The sequence below is a fragment of the Pseudomonas sp. AC172 genome, from assembly GCF_979258595.1.
In genome coordinates, this window is sequence record NZ_OZ409868.1 from 5,849,818 (window position 1) to 5,874,723 (window position 24,906).

15 protein-coding genes and 1 pseudogene are annotated in these 24,906 nt (G+C 59.1%); 7 read left to right on the forward strand and 9 right to left on the reverse strand.

Going from position 1 to position 24,906, the window contains the following annotated elements; all coding sequences use genetic code 11:
• Positions 1 to 85 precede the first annotated feature (85 nt).
• The gene (gene trxC, locus ACZ0A4_RS26460) at positions 86 to 520 is read right to left on the reverse strand and encodes a thioredoxin TrxC (protein WP_463576889.1); all 435 of its coding nucleotides are present in this window, start codon (positions 518 to 520) and stop codon (positions 86 to 88) included.
• Between the two features lie 361 nt (positions 521 to 881).
• Here trxC and ACZ0A4_RS26465 point away from each other — a divergent pair, with 361 nt between their 5' ends.
• Positions 882 to 1,229 (forward strand): helix-turn-helix domain-containing protein, encoded by a 348-nt coding sequence (locus tag ACZ0A4_RS26465; RefSeq protein ID WP_052229391.1) that lies wholly within the window; start codon positions 882 to 884, stop codon positions 1,227 to 1,229.
• Between the two features lie 6 nt (positions 1,230 to 1,235).
• On the opposite strand, the gene selO is transcribed toward ACZ0A4_RS26465, so the two are convergent.
• The 5 genes and pseudogenes from selO to ACZ0A4_RS26490 all read right to left on the reverse strand — a co-directional run.
• Positions 1,236 to 2,699 carry a protein adenylyltransferase SelO gene (selO, locus tag ACZ0A4_RS26470; protein ID WP_463576891.1) on the reverse strand — a complete coding sequence of 488 codons (1,464 nt, stop codon included), beginning with the start codon at positions 2,697 to 2,699 and terminating at the stop codon, positions 1,236 to 1,238.
• A 48-nt stretch (positions 2,700 to 2,747) separates the two neighbouring features.
• The gene (gene mscK, locus ACZ0A4_RS26475) at positions 2,748 to 6,101 is read right to left on the reverse strand and encodes a mechanosensitive channel MscK (RefSeq protein ID WP_463576893.1); all 3,354 of its coding nucleotides are present in this window, start codon (positions 6,099 to 6,101) and stop codon (positions 2,748 to 2,750) included.
• Between the two features lie 34 nt (positions 6,102 to 6,135).
• Positions 6,136 to 7,878 carry a potassium/proton antiporter gene (locus ACZ0A4_RS26480; RefSeq protein WP_007909521.1) on the reverse strand — a complete coding sequence of 581 codons (1,743 nt, stop codon included), beginning with the start codon at positions 7,876 to 7,878 and terminating at the stop codon, positions 6,136 to 6,138.
• A gap of 324 nt (positions 7,879 to 8,202) precedes the next feature.
• Positions 8,203 to 9,075, reverse strand: a complete 873-nt coding sequence (locus ACZ0A4_RS26485) for a methyl-accepting chemotaxis protein (RefSeq protein WP_371042268.1) — start codon at positions 9,073 to 9,075, stop codon at positions 8,203 to 8,205.
• A 30-nt stretch (positions 9,076 to 9,105) separates the two neighbouring features.
• A pseudogene (locus ACZ0A4_RS26490) lies at positions 9,106 to 9,858 on the reverse strand (MCP four helix bundle domain-containing protein); the annotation flags it as partial.
• Positions 9,859 to 10,106: 248 nt separating this feature from the next.
• On the opposite strand from ACZ0A4_RS26490, the gene ACZ0A4_RS26495 reads away from it, so the two are divergent.
• From ACZ0A4_RS26495 to ACZ0A4_RS26505, 3 genes are all read left to right on the forward strand, one after another.
• On the forward strand, positions 10,107 to 10,337 hold the full coding sequence (locus ACZ0A4_RS26495; protein ID WP_016987570.1) for a hypothetical protein: 231 nt from the start codon (positions 10,107 to 10,109) through the stop codon (positions 10,335 to 10,337).
• Positions 10,334 to 10,636 carry a cell division protein ZapA gene (locus ACZ0A4_RS26500; protein WP_127925557.1) on the forward strand — a complete coding sequence of 101 codons (303 nt, stop codon included), beginning with the start codon at positions 10,334 to 10,336 and terminating at the stop codon, positions 10,634 to 10,636. Before ACZ0A4_RS26495 ends, ACZ0A4_RS26500 begins: the two co-directional genes overlap by 4 nt.
• 99 nt (positions 10,637 to 10,735) lie before the next feature.
• A complete protein-coding gene (locus ACZ0A4_RS26505; protein ID WP_463576894.1) occupies positions 10,736 to 12,673 on the forward strand; it encodes a methyl-accepting chemotaxis protein in 1,938 nt (645 codons plus the stop codon).
• Between the two features lie 49 nt (positions 12,674 to 12,722).
• Here the strand turns inward: ACZ0A4_RS26505 and ACZ0A4_RS26510 are convergent, their stop codons facing one another.
• From ACZ0A4_RS26510 to putA, 3 genes are all read right to left on the reverse strand, one after another.
• Positions 12,723 to 13,451 (reverse strand): hypothetical protein, encoded by a 729-nt coding sequence (locus tag ACZ0A4_RS26510; protein WP_463576895.1) that lies wholly within the window; start codon positions 13,449 to 13,451, stop codon positions 12,723 to 12,725.
• Between the two features lie 165 nt (positions 13,452 to 13,616).
• Positions 13,617 to 15,419 carry an acyl-CoA dehydrogenase gene (locus tag ACZ0A4_RS26515; protein ID WP_463576896.1) on the reverse strand — a complete coding sequence of 601 codons (1,803 nt, stop codon included), beginning with the start codon at positions 15,417 to 15,419 and terminating at the stop codon, positions 13,617 to 13,619.
• Positions 15,420 to 15,678: 259 nt separating this feature from the next.
• Positions 15,679 to 19,632, reverse strand: a complete 3,954-nt coding sequence (putA, locus tag ACZ0A4_RS26520; RefSeq protein ID WP_463576897.1) for a trifunctional transcriptional regulator/proline dehydrogenase/L-glutamate gamma-semialdehyde dehydrogenase — start codon at positions 19,630 to 19,632, stop codon at positions 15,679 to 15,681.
• A 458-nt stretch (positions 19,633 to 20,090) separates the two neighbouring features.
• Here putA and putP point away from each other — a divergent pair, with 458 nt between their 5' ends.
• The 3 genes from putP to ACZ0A4_RS26535 all read left to right on the forward strand — a co-directional run bounded on the left by putP (position 20,091) and on the right by ACZ0A4_RS26535 (position 24,646).
• Positions 20,091 to 21,575 carry a sodium/proline symporter PutP gene (putP, locus tag ACZ0A4_RS26525; RefSeq protein ID WP_463576898.1) on the forward strand — a complete coding sequence of 495 codons (1,485 nt, stop codon included), beginning with the start codon at positions 20,091 to 20,093 and terminating at the stop codon, positions 21,573 to 21,575.
• 352 nt (positions 21,576 to 21,927) lie between these two features.
• On the forward strand, positions 21,928 to 23,943 hold the full coding sequence (locus tag ACZ0A4_RS26530; protein ID WP_463576899.1) for a type VI secretion system Vgr family protein: 2,016 nt from the start codon (positions 21,928 to 21,930) through the stop codon (positions 23,941 to 23,943).
• Complete coding sequence (locus tag ACZ0A4_RS26535; RefSeq protein WP_463576900.1) at positions 23,933 to 24,646, forward strand: DUF4123 domain-containing protein; 714 nt, start codon at positions 23,933 to 23,935, stop codon at positions 24,644 to 24,646. Before ACZ0A4_RS26530 ends, ACZ0A4_RS26535 begins: the two co-directional genes overlap by 11 nt.
• The last annotated feature ends 260 nt before the right edge of the window (positions 24,647 to 24,906 follow it).

Genomic DNA, 24,906 nt, shown 5'->3' on the forward strand with positions numbered 1-24,906 from the left:
GAATGCGTCAGTTCAGTCGACATCCTCGTTAACTGATCTGCCGCTTTCGCGAGCAAGCTCGCTCCCACAGTGGGTTCTGGGTGTGTCAGATGCCCTGGCTGCGCAGCCACGCCATCAGCTGCGGCAGCGGAAATGCACCACTCTGCCGCGCCACTTCCTTGCCGTTCTTGAACAGAATCAAACTCGGAATCGAGCGAATCCCCAATTGCGCCGACAACTGCTGATTCGCCTCGCTATCGAGCTTGGCCAAGCGGCACTTGCCGGCCAGCTGTGCCGCCGCCTGCTCGAACACCGGCGCAAACGACTTGCACGGCCCACACCACTGCGCCCAGACATCCACCAACAGCGGCAGATCGCCCTTGATCTGGCTGGCGTAATCGCCTTGCTTGAGTTCGAACGGTTTGCTCAGCAACACGGCGGATTTGCAGCGTCCGCACTTGGGCTGGTCCGCGAGGCGCTCGGCGGGGATGCGGTTGAGGCCGTTGCAGGAGGGGCAGGGGATGAGGAGTGGTTCGGACATGATGGGTTCTCAGGCAGGACGTCTATGAGACTGATCTGGAGGCAAAGTCACGATTATCAAGGAATTGATCTGTAGGTCGCTACCTTCCTCAGTTGAGGAAAGGGCCTACGCACGTCTGCGCGGAGGCTGACTATCTGTATTTTATCTAATCGGTCATCTTGTGCAGAACTGAGCGAAATACCTTCCTATGACCGCCAAGACCGTTAAACGCCTTCCACTCTCGGAGCTTTTGAAGGGCTCTGAATATCTAAAAACCTTAAATGCCCGGACGAGTTGTTCGCTCACCGGGGACTCTGTTGGCTTTGAAAGTGTTTGCCTTGATTCCGGTGCGGACCAAGGTCCGGGTCTCTTTACTCGTTTTCTGCAGTTGCCAGAAAACGAAGACGACTACGATGCCTTGGTGTTGGCGGTCGACGAACTGCTGGAAATTACCGGTGATGACGAGTCTCATCCGTTGATGAGCTTGGTGGATATCATTGGTGACTGGATTGAAGAATGGGATCAAACGCATCACCCGGTCCCAAAACCTCCGGGTTTTGAAGTATTGGGATATCTGATGCGTGAGCATGGTTTGACCCAGAGCGACTTGCCTGGAGTGGGCACTCAGTCAGTCGTCTCTGAGATCCTGAGCGGCAAGCGGCAACTAAACCTGCGACAGGTTCGATGGTTGGCGGAGTACTTCAAGCTGCCTGTAGACGTGTTTATCTAGGCCGCCTCAGGAAGAACAACTGATCTCCAAATGCTTGCCCCACTCCGGCGGCCGCTCGGCATAACCCTCCATTCCCGGCTGCTCCTCAAACGGTTTGCTCAGCACCGCGTGCAACCGGCGTACTTCTGAGTAATCCCCCTGCTCTGCCGCGTCGATGGCTTTTTGCGCCAGATAATTGCGCAGGATGTACAGCGGATTGACCGCGTGCATGCGGATGCGGCGCTGTTCCTGATCGGCATCACCATCGCGGGCAACCCGGGCGACATAGCGCTCGCCCCAAGCATCAAAACCTTTGATGTCGACGAAATCATCACGCAAGCGGGCGACTGCCTGCTGAGGTGAGTCTTCGCCAAGTCGGCGGAAAAACAGCGTGTAATCGACGCCGCTGTTCTGCATCAGTTGCAGCAGATCCTCCAGCAGTTTCTGGTCGTCATCTTCAGCCGTGTTGAAGCCAAAGCGCCGGCGCATCAGGTCGAGGTAGTGGGCCTGGAACAGTGGCAGGTACAAACCGAGGGTTTCGCGCAGGGCTTCGACGCTGATGAACGGCGTCAGTGCCTGCGCCAGTGCACTGAGGTTCCACTGGCCGACCGGCACCTGATTGCTGAACGAGTAACGCCCCTGATCATCGGAATGGTTGCAGATGAAGTTGGCGTCGAAATCATCGAGAAAGGCGAACGGGCCGAAGTCGAAGGTGATGCCGAGGATCGACATGTTGTCGGTGTTCATCACACCGTGGCAGAAGCCGTAGGCCTGCCACTTGGCGATCAGTTCGGCGTTGCGTTCGACGATCTCGCGGAACATCGCCAGATACGGTTCCGGTTGTTCCAGGCACTCAGGGAAATGCATTGCCAACACGTGCTCGCCGAGTTGCTTTTGCTGCTCGGGACGCTTGGTGTAGTAGAAATACTCGAAATGGCCGAAGCGGATATGGCTTGGCGCCAGACGCAGGACCATCGCTGCGCGTTCCTGCTTTTCGCGCCAGACCGGGGTGTCGGAACCGATCACGCACGCCGCGCGCGACGAAGGAATGTTCAGCGCGAATAAGGCTTCGGAGGCGAGGAACTCGCGGATCGACGAACGCAGCACCGCACGGCCATCGCCCATGCGTGAAAACGGCGTTTGCCCGGCGCCCTTCAGGTGCAGATCCCAATGCTCGCCGGCGGTGTTGTAGACCTCTCCGAGCAGCAGCCCGCGACCATCGCCCAGTTGCGGCGTATAGCCGCCGAACTGGTGCCCGGAATAGACCATCGCCCGCGGTTCGGCATCGGCCCACAGCTTGTGGCCGCCAAACAATTCGGCAAATTCCTGGGTTTCAGCGGTCGCCGGGTCGAGATCCAGCAAGGCCAGGGCAGCCGGACTGGCGACGACCAGGCGCGGATTGTCGATCGGCTCGGGCAGCACGTGGGCGGAGAACGCGTCGCCCAGGCGGGCGAAGCGATTGTCGAAGGTCAGTTCGTCGAGGGCTTTCAAGGGCCGGCTCCAGCAGAATGTCCGAGCATTCTGCTGGGATTAGACCGGTTAGTCGAGTTTGGCCGGCGGCGGCTCTTGCAGCGGTTTCTGATCGTCGGCAACCGGCACGATGGTTTTCGTTTCCGGCTCGATCGGCACCATCTTGTATTCCTGACCGTGAAGGTTCTTAAGGTACACCTCCATCTGGCGGAACGAGATGTTGATGTGCTGCTTCTTGAACTCGCGGTTGATGAAGCGGTTGACCTCATCGAGCACCGGGTTGCGGTCACCGAGGTCGCGCACGTGCATGCGCAACTCGTGGTCGAGGGTGCTTTCGCCAAAGTTGAGGAAGTACACGTGCGGCTCAGGCTCTTTGAGTACGCGCGGGTTCTCGCGGGCAGCCTTGAGCAGCAGTTCCTTGACCAGATCCAGGTCCGAGCCGTAATCGACGCCGAGTTTCAGCGTGACGCGGGTGATGGTGTCGGTCAGCGACCAGTTGATCAGTTGCCCGGTGATGAACGTCTTGTTCGGGACAATGATGTCCTTGCGGTCGAAGTCGGTGATGGTCGTGGCGCGGATGCGGATCTTGCTCACCGTGCCCGACAGGTTGCCGATGGTGATGGTGTCACCGATCCGCACCGGGCGTTCGAAGAGGATCATGATGCCGGAAATGAAGTTCGCAAAGATCTCCTGCATGCCGAAACCGAGGCCGACCGACAGCGCCGCCACCAGCCATTGCAACTTGTCCCAGCTCACGCCAAGGGTCGACAGGGTCGAGACGAAACCGACACCGGCGATCACGTACGACAGCAACGTCGTAGTCGCGTAGGCACTACCCTGAGCCAGATTAAGCTTGGACAGCACAAACACTTCTAGCAGGCCGGGCAGGTTGCGCGCGAGGGCGAAGGTAATGCCGATGATGATCAGTGCACCAAGCATGTCGCCGATGCTGATTGGCACCATGCTCATGTTGGCGCCGGTGCCGCTGGTGTATTCGTACAGGGTGATGTTGTCGAGGTACGAGAACACTGAAATCAGGTCCGACCAGACCCAGTACAACGCGGCGATAAATCCGCCGAGCAGAGCAAGACGGATCAGGCGCAGGGACTGTTCGTTGACCTTTTCAATGTCCAGCGTGGGCTCTTCGATCACCGCTTCGCCGTCGCCAGCCTCTTTCGCCGCCTGACGTTTGGCCAGGGCGCGCTGGTAGGCCAGACGTCGTGCGGCAACACTCAGGCCACGGACGAACGTCGCTTCGATCACCAGCCAGAACATCAGCAGGTACAGGGTGTTGATCAGTCGGTCGCTGAGCTTCAGTGCGGTGTAGTAGTAGCCGAAGCACACCGCGACGAACAACGCGATCGGCAGCAGGGTGAACATCACGCCGACCGCTTTACGGAACAGCGAAGTATTCTCGTGGGCCGGGCTGCTGATCAGCAGGCGGCTGAGCAGCCAGGCCATCAGGGCGTAGCAAGTCAGCACCACCGGCATGCCGAGCACGTCGTCGGCCAGTGCGGCCGGTTGCAATTCGGCCACGGCAACAATGGTCACCAGCGCCATGACCACCAGACCCAGTCGACGAATCCAGCCTTGGAGGAATTCGACCTGCGGTTTTTCCCAACGGAAGTGCAATTCCGCCACGCCGCCCGGCGCGAGAATCCGGTAAGCGGTGTAGAACACCAGCCACGCCTGGCCCATTTGCAGCAGCGCCGCGCCCATGTTGGCGTTCTGCCCACGGGCGTCGATTTGCAACGCCAGACCACACAAGGCCAGGCCCAACGCGACCGGCATCGCCAGCAGAATATTGATCAGAATCGCCTGCGGCGTGTGCCACTGGCTGTCGCGTTTGAAGTGGCCGATGTCCTGGTGAACCTTGTTCAAGCGCGCGTACAGATTTTTGCGCCGCCATAGCAGCGCGCCGATCAACAGTGCCAGCGGCAGGAACAGCAGCGGCCGCTGGGTCAGACCGTCGGTCAGCTCGCTGAGGCTGGAGGCCCATGGCAGGGTGTCGACCTGACGTTTCAGGCGCTCCGGCACCGCGCGCATCCATTCCAGATCCAGCGGCTTGTTGCTCGGAATCCAGAACATCTGCTCATCGAGCGTCGCACGCAGACCTTGCGCGGTGCTCAGCAGTTGTTTCTGGTTGAGTTGCAGGGTGATCGACTCGTTGAGCATGGCGCTCAGTTCGCGATTCAGACGTTCCAGCAGGTCGGCGCGGGTGTTGGCCAGATCCAGCAGGTTTTTGCGCAATTGCGGCGTGACCTGCTCCGGCGGCTGTGTGGCCAGCAGGTTGTCGACATAGGCGGCCGGATTACTCAGTTGCTCACGCTGCTGGCTGACGTCGAATTGCCACAGACGAATGTCGGCGATCTGATCGGCCAGGTCGCGGTCGACCTTGAGCCGCGGCAGGGCCTGTTTCTGTTTATAGAGAATCTTCGACAGCAACAGGCTGCCCTTGAGCACGCTGATCTGCTCGTCCAGCGCGGAATCGCTTTGGGTCAGGCTGTCGAGTTGTTGTTTGGTCTGCAGATTCTGCTGGGTGACTTCGTTGAGGCGGTCAGTGCTTTTGAGCAGGTAGTCGGAGAGCTTGAGGTTCGCCGTGCTTTCGATGGCCAGCAGACTGCTGCTCCCGGCCTTCTGCGCTTCGATCGATTGCTGGGTAACGGTTTCCTGCGACTGTGCCAGACGTTTCTGGTTGATCAGGGTTTGCAGTTCCTGGATCTCGCGGTCGAGGCGCTCGGATTTCTCCGAAAGCAGGTCATGCTGAGCGTTGCCCAGATCCTGCAACTGGCTGTTGCCGGCCAGCTCCTGACGACGCAGCGGGATCAGCGCATTCAGCGCCGCCAGTTCGGCGTTCAACTGGTCGCGCTGCTCGGCGGTGACGGTTTTGCCCGCATCCTTGCCGGACTTGAGGATGTTGTTGATCTGCTGGATGCGCGTCTGGCTGGCGGAAATCTCCGCTTGCGCGCGCTCGGGGCGAGTCTGCGCAGTGATGATCAGGCTGTTGGCGTCGGCGAGGGCTTTTTGCAGGTCACTTTGCTGAGTCGAGCGATCGGTGAGGATTTGCTCCAGTTGCTGAATCGACTCTTTGGGAAAACGCTGTGCCACTGGCACCACGGCCGTAGCCTTGAGGCGCGTCAGTTCGCGGGTACTTTCAATCGTCTGCTTGGGCGCGGTCGCCAGTTGCTGCTTGAGATCGATCAGCTTCTGCTCGTAATCACGCTGATTGTTCAGTTGATTGAGTGTGTTCTGCAGGACCGTTTGCAGGCTCTTTTTATCGGCATCCGGCAGTTTGCTGTCGGCCAGTTTGTCGAGACTCGCCTGCACGGCGTCGCTGGACGGTGGTTCGGCAGCGTACAGCGGGCCGACAGTAAGACTCAGGCCCAGCAGGGCCGCGACGAAAAAGGAGCGCAGGGTAGGCATAGAGACCGGTCAAGCAAGTGAGAGTGGACGCAGTTTAGAGGAAGAGCCCGGGGCCCGGGCGACTTCCTTCGGGGAATCTGACGCCCACTTTGCCGATCTTGTTCCCGTCCATGACCGCAACCGTCCAGTGGGTGTTGTTCCACTCCACCTGGTCACCGACGATCGGTGCACCACCCACTTTGTGGGCAATAAAGGCGCCCAGGGTCATGTCCGGATCGATGCCCTCGGCTGGCAAGCCATAGAGCGCCGCAACCGCTTTAAGCTGGGCGTCTCCTTCGAGCACGAAATCACCGAAGAAGCGCAGATCGAGACCCCGTTGCGGCGCTTGGCTGAACAGTTTTCCGAGCGCGCCAAGGTTGTGTTCATGGCCGATAACACACAGCAAATCATCGACTTCCAGCACCGTACTACCCGACGGATGGAGCAATTGCTGGCCACGAAACAGTGCGGCGATACGTGTGCCTTCGGGCATTTTCAGCTCACGCAGGGGCGAACCGATGCACCATTTCTCCGCACCGAGCTTATAAACGAACAGCTCCCACTCGCTGGTGACGTGGACTTCCAGCGCCGCCCGGGAAATCGGCGCGGGCTCTGGCGGTACCGTCACCTTCAACAGCTTGGCCACCCACGGCAGGCTCGTGCCCTGCACCAGCAGCGACACCAGCACGATGAAGAACGCGAGGTTGAAGTACAGCTGCGCATTTGGCAGCCCAGCCATCAGCGGGAACACCGCGAGAATGATCGGCACCGCGCCGCGCAGGCCGACCCAGGAAATAAAGGCTTTTTCGCGGCCATGGAAGGCCTTGAACGGCAGCAGGCCGACCATCACCGACAGTGGCCGCGCAAACAGAATCATCCACAGCGCCAGACCGAGGGCGGGCAGGGCGATCGGCAGCAAATCGTGCGGTGTGACCAGCAGCCCCAGCACGAGGAACATGCCGATCTGCGCCAGCCACGCCATGCCGTCAAGCATGTGCAGAATGCCGTGGCGGCTGCGCACCGGGCGGTTGCCGATCACCAGACCGCAAAGATAAACCGCGAGGAAGCCGCTGCCATGCAAGGCGTTGGTCAAGGCGAACACCACCAGACCGCCGGCGATGACCAGAATCGGATACAGACCGGCAGCGAGGTTGATCCGGTTGACCAGTTGCAGCATCAGCCAGCCGCCGCCGAGGCCGATCACGCCGCCGATGCCGAACTCGCGGATCAGGTGCGTCAGCAGACTCCAGTGCAGACCGGTCTGGCCACTGGCGAGCATGTCGATCAGAGTCACAGTGAGAAACACCGCCATCGGGTCGTTGCTGCCGGATTCGATTTCCAGACTGGCGGTAACCCGTTCGTTCAGGCCTTTGCCACCGAGCAGCGAAAACACCGCCGCGGCGTCGGTTGAGCCAACGATGGCGCCGATCAGCAGGCCTTGAATCAGGTTAAGGTCGAATAACCAGGCGGCGGCCATGCCGGTCAGCCCGGTGGTGATCAACACGCCGACCGTGGCCAGCGACAGCGCCGGCCATAACGCCACGCGGAAACTCGACACCCGTGTACGCAAGCCGCCGTCGAGGAGGATCACCGCGAGTGCGAGGTTGCCGACCAGATAGGCTGTCGGGTAGTTATCGAAAATGATCCCGCCGCCATCGACCCCGGCAGCCATACCGACCGCAAGAATAATGACCAGAATCGGGATGCCGAGACGGGAAGAAAGAGAACTGACAAGAATGCTTGCGCCTACCAGCAACGCGCCGATCAAGAACAGGCTGTTGATGGTCGTCGCATTCAAAGGCAGTACTCCAGAAGCGTAAAGACGGGCACAAACTGACCATGCAGTCTGCGTGCCAGCGATTCTAACCTGTTGAAATGTGATGCTGTCAAAAAGGTTTTTCAGTGTGGCATCAGGTTTTGTGTTCGGCGGGCGATTGCTGCCCTCACCCTAGCCCTCTCCCGGGGGGAGAGGGGACTGACTGAGGTGTTTGTGCGAGGTACGCCGACCTGAAATTCCGAGTCGAATTCAGGTTTTGAAAACACGAAGATCTGCCCCCTCACCCCAGCCCTCTCCCTCTGGGAGAGGGCTGGGGTGAGGGGCTTTTGATCTAGATCTCAAAATTTACAGGCTGAACCGCCCAACCATGTTGTTCAGGTCCAGCGCCAACCGCGACAGTTCATTACTCGCCGCGCTGGTCTGATTCGCCCCGGTCGCCGATTGCACCGACAAATCACGAATATTCACCAGATTACGATCCACTTCCCGCGCCACTTGCGCCTGTTCTTCGGCGGCGCTGGCGATCACTAGGTTACGCTCGTTGATCTCGACGATGGCGGTGTTGATGGTGTCCAGCGACATGCCGGCACCACGGGCGATGTTGAGGGTCGACTCGGCACGCTCGGTGCTGTTGCGCATCGAATCCACGGCGTGTTCGGTGCCGCTCTGAATGCTGCCGATCATCCGCTCGATTTCGCTGGTCGACTGCTGCGTGCGGTGCGCCAAGGCACGTACTTCATCCGCCACCACAGCAAAACCACGACCGGCTTCACCGGCACGTGCCGCTTCAATCGCCGCGTTCAGTGCCAGCAGGTTGGTTTGATCGGCCAGACCACGAATCACATCCAGCACCTTGCCGATGTCACGGGATTCATTGGCCAGATCACCGATCAACGACGCAGTGCTCTGCACATCGGCGCTCATGCGTTCGATCGCGCTGACGGTTTCCTGCACCAGGTCACGACCATCACCGGCCGAAGTTGTAGCGTTCTTCGAGGCTTCCGAAGTGCTCACGGCGTTGCGTGCGACTTCTTCCACGGCGCTGGTCATCTCGTTGACTGCAGTGGCTGCCTGTTCGATTTCGTTGTTCTGCTGAGTCAGGCCGCGCGCACTTTCGTCGGTGACGCTGTTCAGTTCTTCCGCTGCCGAAGCCAACTGGGTGGCCGAGCCGGAAATGCGCTGCAGGGTGTCACGCAGTTTCGATTGCATCTTCGCCATGGCTGCCAGCAGGCGGCCGGCTTCGTCCGAACCATCGACATGGATGGGCTGGGTCAGGTTGCCTTCAGCGATGGTTTCCGCAGCTTCCAATGCTTTGGAAATTGGCTTGGTGATGCTGGTGGTCAGCAGCCAGGCGAACAGGAAGGTCAGGCCAGTGGCGATCACCAGCAGGGTCACCACCAGATCAAACGCCGAAGAGTACTGATCGGCCGCTTGCTGATTGGTCTCGCTGATCTGCTCGCCATTGATTTGCATCAGACGGTTGAGCACGGTATTCACCGCTTCGGAGTTGTTCAGCAACTCGGTGTTGAGCAAGGTGCGCAGCTCATCCACCTGATTATTGCGCGACAGGCTCTTCATGCGATCTTCGATCTGGCGATACTGGCCGAGCAGTTGCACGTACTGGTCGTATGCTGCACGTTCCTCAGGGCTGCCGATCAGTGGCTCGTAGGCCGTTTGAGCCGCGCGAATCTGCTGGTTACGCATGTCCAGCAACTCGACGGTTTTCTGCTGCACATCCGGTTCGCGGTTGACCAGCAAGCGGTACGACAGCACGCGCAGGCGCAGGGTCAGCTGGGTGAATTCGTCGAGGTTCTTGATGCTCGGCACGCTGCTGGAGGAAATGTCCTCGGCGGCGCCGCGGATTTTGCTCATCTGGTTCAGGGCGAACACACCGAGAATCAGCATCAGGCCGCCGATCAGGGCGAAGCCGGTGAACGCCCGTGGGGCGATATTCATATTGCGAAGGGACATGGGCGGATACCGAAAAAGGGCCGCATCCATGCGGGCTGAGACTGCTGTATGGATGACTTATCGGTCATACGACTAAAGTCTTGAGGCGGTGTGCGTATTTGTCGCAGAAGGGCTCGGGCGACGAAGTGCAGGAACCAGATCGGCAGATCACAGTCTTTAAAACTCGCAGGAACGGTCCGCCACCAGGAAAATCAAGGCCTTGCGCCGGTTTAACCCTGGCATCCGTGGTGACTTTTCTTTATCGTACGCGCCCTTTGAAAAACGCTTGGAAGATCAAAATGTTGGAAGCATCCCTCAGCCAATTGGAACAGCTCGTCAGCGACCTGGTGCAACAGAACCAGAGCCTTGCGCAAACCAACCAGACCCTGTCCACGGAACTGGCCCAGGCCAAGGATGAAAACGAAAGCCTGCAACTGAACCTGATGGAGCAGGAAGAAAAGCACGGCGCCACCGCCGCCCGCATTCAAGCCCTGGTTGATCGCGTCAACGCAGGTCCTGTCAGCGCATGAACCACCACACAGCAGGGGTAAAAGTCGTCTCCATTCTCGGGGAGGACTATTCGATCAAGGCACCGGCCGGGGAAGAACAGACCCTGCTGGACGCGGCCCTGATGCTCAAGGCTGCGCTGGATGACACCAAGCGCAAATACCCGACATTGATCGGTGACCGCTTGCTGGTACTGGCAGCGATGAATCTGTGCTCGCAGCAGATCGAAATGAAGAAGCAGCACCAGGAAGAACTCGACCGTTACCAAGAGCAAGTCAGCGCCACGGTCGACACTATTGCCAAGACCATTAATCAGGGTTGATGGAGCTGCGCACAACCAAAGAATAGATTGTCGACTGGGTTGTATACAATCGGCACGGCTGTTGCATTGTTTCAGCCTCTTATTCTTTGGGGGTGCTCCATGCAGTTGTGGCGACGCAGTATTCAATGGCAGCTGATTCTCAGCATGGGCACCGCCCTGCTGGTCAGTATCCTGATCGTGGTTGGCATTTATACCCTGGTGGTCAACCGCCTCGCCCAGAGCTATCTGGTCGAGCAAGCGCTGCCGTCAAGCATTGAAGCGACGCGCAACGATATCGAACGCATCCTCGTCCAGCCGCTGACGGCGGCCAAGGATATTGCCAGCAACACGATGGTCCGCGACTGGCTCGCTACTGGCGAAGACAGCAGCAAAACGGCGGGCTTCGCGCAGTATCTGGAAGGCATCCGCGCCGAACATAAAGCCTTTACCGCTTTGATCATCGGCACCGAATCCAATCACTACATCACCGAAAAAGGCCTGGATCGCACCCTCAGTCGTTCCAAACCGGCTGACGCGTGGTTCTATTCTTTCCTCGATGGCGATCAGCCGCGCACCCTCAATATCGACAACGACGGGGCGACCGGAGAGTTGGCGCTGTTCATCGATTTGAAGGTTGAGCAGGCCGGTAAAGTCGTCGGTGTGGCCGGGCTCGGTTTGAGCATGAAAGAGCTGTCTGTGCTGATTCACAACTTCAGTTTTGGCGAGCGCGGCAAGGTCTATCTCGTGCGTTCCGACGGTTTGATCCAGGTGCATCCCGAAGCGCAGTTCAGTGGTAAACGCACGCTAACGGAGCAGATTGGTGCCTCGGCTGCCCAAGCCGTAATGGGTCAGAAAAATGCCGTAAGCAGCAGCTTCCTGCGTGATGGCGAAGACTTTCTCGCCTTCAGCCTGCCGCTGCGCGATTTAGGCTGGACCCTGGTGGCCGAAGTGCCGCAGTCGCAGATCTACGCCGAAGCCCGTAAAGCGATGTGGATGAGCGGCGGCATCGGCCTTACCGTGGCGCTGGTGTGCCTCGGTTTGGTGGTGTGGTTGGCTCAAGGGTTAGTGCGGCCGATTCGCCAAGTAACAGCCGCGCTGGTAGCAATCGGTAGCGGTGGTGGAGATTTGACCCACCGGTTAGATTCCAGTCGTGCCGATGAGTTGGGCGACCTCGCGCGCGGTTTCAACCGTTTCCTCGACAGTCAGCGCGGGATAATCGGCGAAGTGCTGACCACCAGTGAGCGTTTGCGCACTGCTGTGGGGCAAGTGGCGAAAGTGGTGGAGAACACTGCGGAGCGTTCCGGTCGTCAACAGGAAATGACCGACATGGTCGCGACTGCCGTTCACGAGATGGGCCTGACCGTGCAGGAGATCGCGCAGAACGCCGGTAATGCGGCGCTGGCCTCGCAAACCGCTCGGGATGAGGCGATGCAGGCGCGGGAAGTGGTCGGCGGCTCGATCAAGCATATTGAAAGCATGTCCGATGAGATTGGTCTGGCGGCGGGCGCGGTGGGTGAGCTGGCGCACCAAGTGGCGTCGATTGATTCGGTACTTGCGGTGATTCGCGGGGTGTCCGAGCAGACCAACCTGTTGGCGCTCAACGCCGCCATCGAAGCGGCGCGCGCCGGTGATATGGGGCGCGGGTTTGCCGTGGTGGCGGATGAAGTGCGCACCCTGGCACGACGCACGCAGGCGTCTACCGATGAAATCCAGCAGATGATCGGCAGCCTCAAGCAGGGTGCAGAAAATGCCGTGTCGTCGATGCGCACGGGGCAGGCCGCAACCGGCACCGGGGTTGAGTCGAGCCAGCGCACCGGAGCGTCGCTGACGGCAATTACCGGGCAGGTCGAGCGCATCAGTGACATGAACCATCAGGTCGCGACGGCGACCGAAGAGCAGTCGGCGGTAACGGAAGAGATCAACCGCAATGTGCAGGGGATTTCTGATCTGGCGCGGGCGACGGCGGGGGAGGTTCGGGCCTGTCGCGAGGATTGTCAGATGTTGCAGAAGTTGGCAGATGACCTGGCGCGGCAGATGGGCGGGTTCCGACTGAATTGATAGCGTTTGCTTTTTCAGTTCGACGCGCCGGATGAGGCGCGTCGGGCGATTACTGCGCAGCTTTTATCAAGCGGAGTTCTCTACCGTAAAACTCTATTCCGCCCAAGGTAAGCAAGTAGTAAACCTGTTTCTCCTTGACCAGCCACTCGGCTGACTCATCAACGTAAAGATCGTCTGACGCCAATGTTCTGAACATGTCGTCGTTATTGAAAGTCTTGGAGTTGATATAGGTCTTATAAGGGGTCGCAATTTCATTGCTGTAAAGATTGTTGGCTAATTTTGTGTAGGTTTTTTTGCTGATACGCTCTTGGCTGCCCTCATCTTTCACGTTGTCATTGACTCTGGCCGCCATGAAAAACTGATATTCGCTGAGCATGACATAGGGGTCTATTAACGATTCTGACGTGTCATTAATCAATGGAGTGCCGTACACCGTAGCGTTCCATTGATTGTCTTGCATGTGGGTGAAGTCCTTGAAGGTGACACGATGTGTCGATAAATAGTGATCGCCCACAGACGTCACTTCAAACATTGCTGTTGCGGTAGTTGTAGTACCAAGTTCGTTATCGCCTGGAGCCATTACGATACTGATCAGGGTTTGTTCATCCGACAATCGTTGATGATTTTTGCTGATGACGGTGGATCCGGTTGAGTCCTTATTCGTCCAGATCGTACCGTTGCGCAGGGACGTGGCTGAGGTGGAGGCGAGAATGCAGTAGTCCTCGGTCACAACCCCCGGAAGCTTGATGGATCGTTCTTCGAATGTTTTGCTGCTCATGATGTCTGACCCGCTCGGAGTGGAAGGTGTACAACAAATCCATACTTGCCGGGCAAACTGCATGTCAGGCGAGAACAGCCTATCGCCAGCTCCTGATTTGCACACCTGTAAAACCTGATAGGTGTGCAAATGCGTTAAGTGTGAGTGGATAACTCAACGGCTTGTTCAGAACCACTCGTCCCGCATCGCCAGGCACGTATCATCCCGCGCCTCCAGCAACGCCAGTTCATGGTGACAACCCGGCACTTCCCACGTCAGAAAATACCGCGCCGCCTGCAGCTTGCCCTTATAGAAGTCAGCATCCGCTGCATTCCCTTTGGCCAATCCTTCCTCGGCACGAATCGCCTGTTCCAGCCAGCGCCAGCCAATTACCGTGTGGCCGAACACCTTAAGGTACAACGCCGAGTTCGCCAGACTGCTATTGACCTTGCCCTGCGCCAGATCGGTCAACAAACCAATGGTCACCGTTTGCAGGCGCGCCACCAGTTTTTCCAGTGGTTCACGCAGTGCGGTTAGCGATTCGTATGCTGTAGCGCGTTCAGCGGTGGTGGCGATCAGGCGAATCAGTTGCTTCAGCCCTGCGCCACCGTTCTGCGCCAGTTTGCGCCCGAGCAAGTCCAGCGACTGAATGCCGTGGGTGCCTTCGTGGATCGGGTTCAAGCGGTTGTCACGGTAATACTGCTCCACCGGATACTCACGGGTGTAACCGTGACCGCCAAGAATCTGGATCGCCAGTTCATTGGCCTTGAGGCAGAACTCCGACGGCCAGGATTTGACGATTGGCGTCAGCAGATCCAGCAATTCATGAGCCTGTTTGCGCTCGGCTTCAGACTCAAGCGTCGTGGTGTCATCGAACAGGCGAGCGGCGTACAGGCCGAGGTCAAATGCACCTTCGACATAGGATTTTTGCGTCAACAGCATACGTCTGACATCGGCGTGCTGAATGATCGCCACCGGCGCGGTGGTCGGGTCCTTGCTGTCCGGCACGCGACCCTGCGGACGTTCGCGGGCGTACTCCAGCGAATACAGATAACCGGCATAACCGAGCATCACCGCGCCCATGCCGACACCGATCCGCGCCTCGTTCATCATCTGGAACATATAGCTCAAACCGCGATGCGGCTCGCCCACCAGATAGCCGACACACTCACCGTTATCGCCGAAGTTCAGCGCCGTGGAGGTGGTGCCGCGCCAGCCCATCTTGTGGAACAGTCCTGCCAGCAGCACGTCATTGCGTGGGCCGAGGCTGCCGTCATCGTTGACCAGAAACTTCGGCACGATGAACAGCGAAATGCCTTTAACGCCCGCGGGTGCGTCCGGCAGTTTGGCCAGGACCATGTGCACGATGTTTTCCGACAGTGGGTGATCGCCGCCGGAGATGAAGATCTTGTTGCCCTTGAGGCGATAGGTGCCGTCGGACGCAGGCTCGGCGCGTGTACGAATATCCGACAGGGACGAACCGGCATGGGGTTCGGTCAGGGCCATGGTGCCGAAGAAGCGGCCATCGATCATCGGTTGCAGGAAGCGTTGTTTCTGTTCTTCGGTACCGAAGCTCTCGATCAGGTTTGCCGCGCCCATGGTCAGGAACGGGTACGAAGTCGACGCAGCGTTGGCCGACTGAAAATGCGCGAAGCAGGCTTGCGACAGCAATGTAGGAAGTTGCATGCCGCCGGCGTCGAAACTTCTCGCGGCGTTGAGGAATCCGGCTTCAAGGAAGGCATCCACAGCCGGTTTTACCTCAGGAATCAGAATCGCCTTACCGTCCTCGTAGCGCGGCTCGTTCTCGTCGCCCTTGCGGTTGTGCGGGGCGAAATACTTCTCGGCGATGTTGCGCGCGGTGCCGATGGCGGCGTCGAAGGTCTCGCGGTTGTGCTCGGCAAAGCGCTCACGCCGGGTCAGGCCCTCGGCATCAAGGACTTCATACAGCTCGAAAGCCAGATTGCGGGAACTGAGCAGCGTGTCGGACATGGCGGCCTACCTGAAATTGGGGTTGGGCCGAGTCTAAGGTGGGGGAATAGAGGCTGGATAGGATGATTGATCGCGGTGATGTTAGAGCCGAGCAACTACTTAACAAACACCCCAAAACACTGTGGGAGCGAGCTTGCTCGCGAAGAGGTCGGCACATTCAACAGATGAGTTGACTGGCTAACCGCTTTCGCGAGCAAGCTCGCTCCCACAGGGATTGTTACTATGTCGGGCATCTAAGCAGGTGCCCGGTTTATCGGTATTAGCCGATAGTCATCAAGCTGGCATTACCACCCGCCGCAGCGGTGTTAACGCTCAATGCGCGCTCAATCACCAGACGCTCCAGGGCAATGTTGGTTTCGCCCTGGGACAAGCCCTGAACGCCAACGATCGCGCCGGCACGCTTGGCAATCTGCTGGCATACGCCGCGCAACTGGTCGGAGTGGCCGTGATGCAGAACCGCATCAAATACCACGTCGTCTTTATTCCAGTCGGCAACCAGTTTGATCCGCGCCTGAATGTCCTTCGGCAGGCGTGCGAACAAGGCCTTGCTGATGTCGGACTCCGGCCATACCGCCGAACCGCCTACCGCCAATACCGCAGCCAGTTGCGTCAACAGATCACCTTCAACCTCGGCCAGGCACAACACGTGCTCGCGCGGCAGGATCGCGTAGCTGTTTTTCTCACCGGTCGGGCCGGCCAGCACGCGGGTAATCCCGCTTTGCGATTGCGCAGCGTACTGCGCGCACAGGGTGCTCAGGTCAGCGAACTTGTTGCTATCGGCCCACGCTTTCAGTGCGTTCAGCGGTTTGCTCATGGCGTCGCGCAAACGAACGTCCGGGGCGATAACGGCATCACCGCGAGCGAAGGATTGTTCGATGGCATCTGTAGGACGGGTCGCCAGCAATCGGTACAGGTACAGCGGGCCACCGGCTTTCGGGCCAGTACCCGACAGGCCTTCGCCGCCGAATGGCTGCACGCCGACCACTGCACCAACGATGTTGCGGTTAACGTAGACGTTACCGGCATTGACGTTGTCGATCACCTTGGCGATGGTCTCGTCGATGCGCGTGTGCACGCCCAGTGTCAGGCCATAACCGGAAGCGTTGATCTGGCCGATCAGTTGATCGATCTCTTTGCGCTTGTAGCGCACCACGTGCAGCACCGGGCCGAAGATCTCGCGTTGCAGCTCGTCGAAGCTTTCCAGTTCGATCAGGGTCGGCATGACGAAGGTGCCGCGTTTGACCTCTTCGGTGTCGGCGATCGCGACCTGATACACGTTGCGACCTTTGTCGCGCATGCCCTGGATGTGCTTGTCGATGCCAGCCTTGGCTTCGGCGTCGATCACCGGGCCGATGTCCACGGACAAGCGCTCAGGGTTGCCGAGACGGCTTTCGGCCATGGCACCTTTGAGCATTTCGATGACGCGATCGGCGGAATCTTCCTGCAGGCACAGGACCCGCAGCGCCGAGCAACGCTGACCCGCGCTGTCAAAGGCCGAGGACACCACGTCGATCACAACTTGTTCGGTCAGTGCCGAGGAGTCGACGATCATTGCGTTCTGGCCACCGGTTTCGGCGATCAGCGGAATCGGACGGCCCTGGCTGTCGAGACGGCCAGCGATGTTGCGTTGCAGCAGGCGCGCGACTTCGGTGGAACCTGTGAACATCACGCCTTTTACGCGCTCATCACCCACCAGACCGGCGCCGACGGTTTCACCGCGACCCGGCAGCAATTGCAGAACGCCTTCCGGAATCCCGGCTTCAAGCATCAGGCGTACAGCCTGAGCGGCAACCAGCGGAGTCTGTTCAGCCGGTTTGGCCAATACCGGGTTACCGGCAGCCAGTGCGGCAGCGACTTGGCCACTGAAGATCGCCAATGGGAAGTTCCACGGGCTGATGCACACGACTGGGCCCAATGGACGGTGGGCGTCGTTGCTGAAATCGTTGCGCGCCTGCACGGCGTAGTAGCGCAGGAAGTCGACGGCTTCGCGGACTTCGGCGATGGCGTTGGCGAAGGTCTTGCCGGCTTCGCGAGCCAACAGGCCCATCAGCGGCTGGATCTCGCCTTCCATCAAGTCAGCGGCACGTTCCAGAATCGCTGCACGTTCGGCCGGCGGGGTGGCCTGCCAGATCGGTGCAGCGTTCAGTGCGCACTGGATAGCGTTGTCGACGTCTTCGACGGTGGCTTCCTGAACATGACCGACCACATCGCGGTGATCCGACGGGTTCAGAACGGCTGCCGACGTTTCGTTGCTGGAGGCGCAACCGAGCATCGGCGCGGCTTTCCAGTCGTTGTGTGCAGTGGCGAGCAAGGCACAGGACAGCGAAGCCAGACGATGTTCGTTGGCCATGTCGATGCCGCTGGAGTTGGCGCGTTCTGCACCGTAGAGGTCACGCGGCAGCGGGATGCGCGGGTGCGGCAGGCCGAAGCCACCTTCCACGGTCGCCATCTGCTCGATCTGCGCCACCGGATCGGCCACCAGTTCCTGAATCGAAATCGACTGGTCAGCGATGCGGTTGACGAACGAAGTGTTCGCGCCGTTTTCCAGCAGACGACGCACGAGGTACGCCAGCAGGGTCTCGTGGGTGCCGACCGGTGCGTACACGCGGCACGGACGGTTCAGCTTGCCTTCGGAAACTTTGCCTACAACTTGTTCGTAAAGCGGTTCGCCCATGCCGTGCAGGCACTGGAATTCGTACTGGCCGGGGTAATAGTTCTGACCGGCGATGTGGTAAATCGCCGACAGGGTGTGGGCGTTGTGCGTGGCGAACTGCGGGTAGATGACTTCCGGCACCGACAGCAGTTTGCGTGCGCAAGCGATGTAGGAAACGTCGGTGTACACCTTGCGGGTGTAGACCGGATAGCCTTCCAGGCCTTCGACCTGGGCGCGCTTGATTTCGCTGTCCCAGTAGGCGCCTTTGACCAGGCGGATCATCAGGCGATGACGGCTGCGGCGAGCCAGGTCGATCACGTAGTCGATCACATACGGGCAACGCTTCTGGTAAGCCTGGATAACGAAACCGATGCCGTTCCAGCCGGTCAGTTGCGGCTCGAAACACAGGCGCTCCAGCAGATCCAGCGACAGTTCGAGACGGTCGGCTTCTTCGGCGTCGATGTTCAGGCCGATATCGTATTGCTTGGCCAGCAAGGTCAGCGACAGCAGGCGCGGGTACAACTCGTCCATCACACGTTCGTACTGCGCACGGCTGTAACGCGGGTGCAGTGCCGAGAGCTTGATGGAAATGCCCGGGCCTTCGTAAATCCCACGACCGTGGGAGGCTTTGCCGATCGAGTGAATGGCTTGTTCGTACGACGCCAGGTATTTCTGCGCGTCGTGTTCGGTCAGCGCCGCTTCACCGAGCATGTCGTAGGAATAACGGAAGCCTTTGGCTTCGAACTTGCTCGCGTTGGCCAGTGCTTCGGCGATGGTTTCGCCGGTAACGAACTGCTCGCCCATCAGGCGCATGGCCATGTCGACGCCCTTGCGGATCATCGGCTCACCGCTCTTGCCGATGATGCGGCTGAGCGAAGAAGTCAGGCCGGCTTCGTTGTGCGTCGAGACCAGTTTGCCGGTCAGCAGCAGACCCCAGGTGGCCGCGTTGACGAACAGCGACGGGCTGTTGCCCAAGTGCGGATGCCAGTTGCCGGTGCTGATCTTGTCGCGGATCAGTGCATCGCGAGTGCCCTTGTCCGGGATACGCAGCAGCGCTTCGGCCAGGCACATCAGCGCTACGCCTTCCTGGGAAGACAGGGAAAATTCCTGCAGCAGACCCTGAACAATGCCTGCACGACCGCCGGCACTTTTCTGGTTACGCAGTTTTTCCGCGATGGACGCGGCGAGTTTGTTGGTGGCTTCAGCCATGGCGACCGGCAGGCGGGCCTGCTCGATCAGCATCGGCACGACTTCCGGCTCAGGGCGACGGTAAGCGGCAGTGATCGAAGCGCGCAGAACGGATTGCGGCAGGATGCTTTCGGCGAATTCGAGGAAGCATTGGTGGGCGTGATCGGTGTGCACTTCGCCCGCCTCATCGGCGTCCTTGGCGGTCAAACCGTTCAGCTCGGTCAGGGTTGCACCACCCTCGAGTTTTTCCAGGTAATTGAAAATTGCCTGCTTGATCAGCCAGTGCGGCGTGCGATCAATCGAGGTTGCGGCTGCCTTCAGGCGTTCGCGGGTCGGGTCATCGAGTTTGACCCCAAGGGTGGTGGTAGCCATATTTTTATCCTCATGGTTGCCACAGTTGCGTGGCATCAGCTGGCGGCAAGATTAGCCGTGCGCTGAAAGAGGTGCAACCGGGTGCAACCCTTTTTTTGTCGGAATAATAGGCAGCTCGTCAGGAATTATTTTCTGGTACGAAAGTGCTGCTCCTGCTTGGTGCTTTTGCTTCTAGCAAAGGGCCATGACTGCCACAAAAGGGAGCAAAAACGGGGTGATCGTCGATAAATCCGACTAGGTGCAACTAATTCTCGCGAAACTGGTTGCACCTTATTTGATTTGTTGCATAGCATTCGCGCCCTAGGTGCAACCGGGAATAACCCGGTGTGCCGGCTGATGGCTTTCCTGGGGAAACATCAGTCCTAAATGCGCGGGATCCCGGATCGTCTGCCAAACGTCGTCGTTTGCGTGCGGTTCACCACCGCCGCTACATAAAAACAAAGCCAGGGCGTAACTCAATGAGCGTAAGCAATCCAACCCTGATCACGTTCGTGATCTACATCGCAGCAATGGTGCTGATCGGCTTGATGGCCTATCGCTCCACCAACAACCTTTCTGACTATATTCTCGGTGGTCGCAGCCTGGGCAGCGTCGTCACCGCGCTGTCTGCCGGTGCCTCCGACATGAGCGGCTGGTTGCTGATGGGCCTGCCGGGCGCCATCTACATGTCCGGTCTGTCCGAAAGCTGGATCGCCATCGGTCTGATCATCGGTGCCTACCTGAACTGGCTGTTCGTTGCCGGCCGTCTGCGCGTGCAGACCGAGCACAACGGCGATGCCCTGACCCTGCCGGATTACTTCGCCAGCCGTTTCGAAGACAAAAGCGGTCTGCTGCGGATCATCTCGGCGATCGTGATTCTGGTGTTCTTCACCATCTACTGCGCTTCCGGCATCGTGGCCGGTGCCCGTCTGTTCGAAAGCACCTTCGGCATGTCCTACGAGACCGCGCTGTGGGCCGGTGCTGCGGCGACGATTGCTTACACCTTTATTGGTGGTTTCCTCGCGGTGAGCTGGACCGACACCGTACAAGCCACGCTAATGATTTTCGCGCTGATCCTGACGCCGATCATCGTCCTGCTGGCTACTGGTGGCGTCGATACCACGTTCCTGGCGATCGAAGCACAAGATCCAAGCAACTTCGACATGCTCAAAGGCACTACCTTCATCGGCATCATCTCGCTGATGGGCTGGGGGCTGGGCTACTTCGGTCAGCCGCACATCCTCGCGCGTTTCATGGCCGCGGATTCGGTGAAATCGATCGCCAAGGCGCGTCGCATTTCCATGACCTGGATGATCCTGTGCCTGGGCGGCACCGTGGCCGTGGGCTTCTTCGGTATCGCTTACTTCTCGGCGCACCCGGAACTGGCCGGTCCCGTGACCGAGAACCACGAGCGCGTGTTCATCGAACTGGCGAAAATCCTCTTCAATCCTTGGATTGCCGGTGTACTGCTGTCGGCCATTCTGGCTGCTGTGATGAGCACCCTGAGCTGCCAGTTGCTGGTGTGCTCAAGCGCTCTGACCGAAGACTTCTACAAAACTTTCCTGCGTAAATCCGCTTCCCAGGTTGAACTGGTGTGGGTCGGCCGCGCGATGGTACTACTGGTTGCCCTGATCGCAATCGGTCTGGCCGCCAACCCGGAAAACCGCGTACTGGGCCTGGTGTCCTACGCCTGGGCCGGCTTCGGTGCTGCGTTCGGTCCGGTTGTGCTGATCTCGGTGGTCTGGAAAGGCATGACCCGCGACGGCGCACTGGCCGGTATCCTGGTCGGCGCGATCACCGTGGTGGTCTGGAAGCATTTCGAACTGCTGGGTCTGTACGAAATCATCCCGGGCTTCATCTTCGCCAGCCTGGCTATCCTGATCGTCAGCAAGCTCGGCACGCCGACTGCTGGCATGGTGCAGCGCTTCGAAGCGGCGGAAAAAGATTTCCACCTGAACAAGTAATGCCCTGAGCTTCGGCTCACCCGAAAACGGCCCGTTTCCTACAGGAGACGGGCCGTTTTTTTGTGCCTGTGATTTCTTGCGGACACTGGAGAAACCTGTGGGAGCTGGCTTGCCAGCGATGAGGTCGACACATCCCACACATTGGGTGACTGATACACCGCCATCGCTGGCAAGCCAGCTCCCACAGGGTTTGTTGGTGAAGTTGGGGGATTTGTCTGTAGTTGCATGCGCCAACTTTTGCAGGGTTTTTCGTCAATGAAAGTAGGGCAAATCTGATTTTCCCGTCACCCACTCATCACCCCTTGCCCCTCATGCAGAATCGCCCGCCCTTCATTTTGCAGAGAGACATCGGATGTTCGCGCCTGCCAATCAACCGCGTTTCACGTTGACCCTCGAAGGCGCCCAACATGACCTCAAAGTCCTTGAGTTCACGGGCAAGGAAGCCATCAGCCAACCCTTTCGTTTCGAGCTGGAACTGGTCAGTGAGCGACCGGATCTGGACCTCGAAAGCCTGCTGCACTGTCAGGCGTTTCTGAGCTTTGATGCTCAGGGTTCTGGTATTCACGGTCAGATTTATCAGGTCGGGCAGGGCGATTCCGGGAAACGTCTGACGCGTTATCACCTGAGCCTCGTCCCGCGTCTGACGTATCTGGGGCACCGCATCAATCAGCGGATTTTCCAGCATCAGAGCGTGCCGCAAATTATTGCGCAGGTGCTTAAGGATCACGCGATCCTTCGCGATGCGTTCGAGTTTCGGTTAGGCAGCGAATACCCGGTTCGTGAGTATTGTGTGCAGTACGCCGAGAGCGACTTGGCGTTCATCCAGCGCCTGTGTGCCGAAGTCGGTATTCATTACCACTTTCAACACAGCCCCGACGCGCACGTATTGGTGTTCGGTGATGACCAGACGGTGTTTCCAAAACTGGCCACGCCGACCCTTTATCTGCCGGGCAGTGGCATGTCTGCCGACGCCCCGGCGGTTCAGCGTTTCAACGTTCGTGTGGAAACCCGCACCAGCGTGGTTACCCGGCGCGACTACAACTTTGAAAAACCACGCCTGAACCTGCAAAGTCGTGTCGACGGCGAACAGCGCCCAGTGCTGGAGGACTATCACTTCCCTGGCCAATTCAACGATCGGGAAACCGGCAAACATCTCGCTCAGCGCGCACTTGAGCGACATGTCGCCGATTACCGTCAGGCCGAAGGCATCAGCGACGAATCCGCGTTGGTTTGCGGACATTTCCTGCAACTGAGCGAGCATCCGCGCCATGACTGGAATGACCTGTGGCTGCTGACCGCCGTTGAACACCATGGCCGCCAGCCGCAAGTGCTGGAGGAATCGGCGACCAGCGATGGCGAGGGATTTCAGGGGTACCGTAATACCTTTCTCGCCACGCCGTGGGACGTGTTCTTTCGCCCGGCGCTGGGGCTGGAAAAACCACGCATGCTCGGTTATCAACCAGCGGTTGTGACCGGGCCGAAAGACACCGAAATCCACTGTGACGAGTATGGTCGGGTCAAGGTGCAACTGGCTTGGGATCGCGACGGTGAATTGAATGAGCATTCCAGCTGCTGGCTGCGCGTTGCCAGCGGTTGGGCCCACGACCGTTATGGCAGCGTGTTGATCCCGCGAGTCGGCATGGAAGTGCTGGTCGGTTTCATCGATGCCGACGCCGACAAACCTTTGGTCGTGGGCTGCCTGCCCAACGCCGCGACGCCGATACCGCTGGATCTGCCGGCGGACAAGACCCGCAGCATTTTCCGCAGCCAGAGCAGCCCCGGCGGTGGCGGCTACAACGAACTGCGCATCGAGGATCGCAAAGGCGCCGAGGAAATCTACCTGCGTGCCCAACGCAACTGGACGCAGCATGTGTTGCATGACCAACAGGTGCAGGTCGATAACCAGCGCAGCATCGTCGTCACCGGCACCGCCCGCCATGAGTTGAAGGCTGATGAGCAGCGCATCACCCACGGCCAGCGCCAGACCGAAGTGAAACAGGACGATCATCTGACCGTCAGCGGCAGTCGACATATCAAAGTCGCTAATCAGGCGACCAGCGCCAGCCAGCAGTTCCACGTCAGCGCCGGTCAGCAAGTGGTCATCGACGGTGGCGCGAGTGCGACGATTCAGGCCGGCGGGCAGTGGATCAATATCGGCCCGGGCGGGATTTTCAGCAGTGTGCCGATTGTCGTGGGGGGCGCACCGATGGCGGCGATGAGTGCCGCGCCGGTTGTACCGGGATTGCCGGAGAAACTGGTCGCTGCGCCGGCAGCCATGCTGACTGCTGCACAAATCATGAGCTTCAAGGGTGATGCGCCATTCTGCGAAGAGTGCGAGCGTTGCAAGGACGGTCTCTGTGCAGCCTGATTTCCTTTTGCCTGCCGATTGGCTGGCGCGTGAACCGTTGCGTGCATCCGAGCAATTGTTCGCGGTGTTCAGCAATGCCAGTGCGGCGAAACCGCTCAGGGCTTGGCCAGACATGGCGAGTCCGATCTGGACCGAGACGATCTATGCCGAGTGGGAGGCGGTGATGCCTTACGTGGGAATTGTCGCTGCTGACAGTGAGTTTCTGCATTGGGTCGCCACTACCGAGTCGCTGGATTGGGGATGGTTGGCGGTTTCTTCGGCGAGTCTTGAAGAGGTGGTGGCGCACTTTCGCAGCCTCACCCAAGTGCTGATGCCGGACGGCAAAACGGTGTTTTTTCGTTTCTGGGACGGACGGTTTCTGTTGCCGATTTTGCAGGCTGGTGAGGTGGAGGCGGCACAACTGTTTCCGCTGATCGGGCGTTGTTTGATCAATGGTCAGGCGCTGGAAATCGGTGGCAGGGCGCATGTTTCGGGGCGGGCATTCCCTTGGTGGCAGGTGCCGGAGTCGGTGCTGGCGCAGCAGGGTAATGACGTTCAAACGGCCAATGCGTTGCAGTGGTTGAGCGAAGATCATCCGACGCTTTTCGAGGCCTTTCCGGAGGGGGTTTTGCGTTGCAAGGTGAGGCGGTTTTTTCAGGTTTCAATGTCGGAAGAATCGTCGCAATCGGCGTTGCTGGCGTTTTTGCTGGCAGAGTCAGAGTGAGTTGTCGGGGCGAAGGTCTCGGACGATTCCTTCGAGTTGCGGCGGTTTTCATGAACTGGTGGGCGGTGGGTTGCAGGGATAGTCTTAAAAGGTCACCGCAGATGCGGCGACAGGGTGTAGGAGCCTTGAGACTAGAAGAGTGCATAAGCATCGTTGCCCGGTTTGCGGCAGTCTACGTGCGTCCGTAAGATCATTTGCGGCGGTTATGTGCGGGCACGCTTCGGCGTGGCCGAGTTCTCTGGTCTCGGTACTCCTACCCC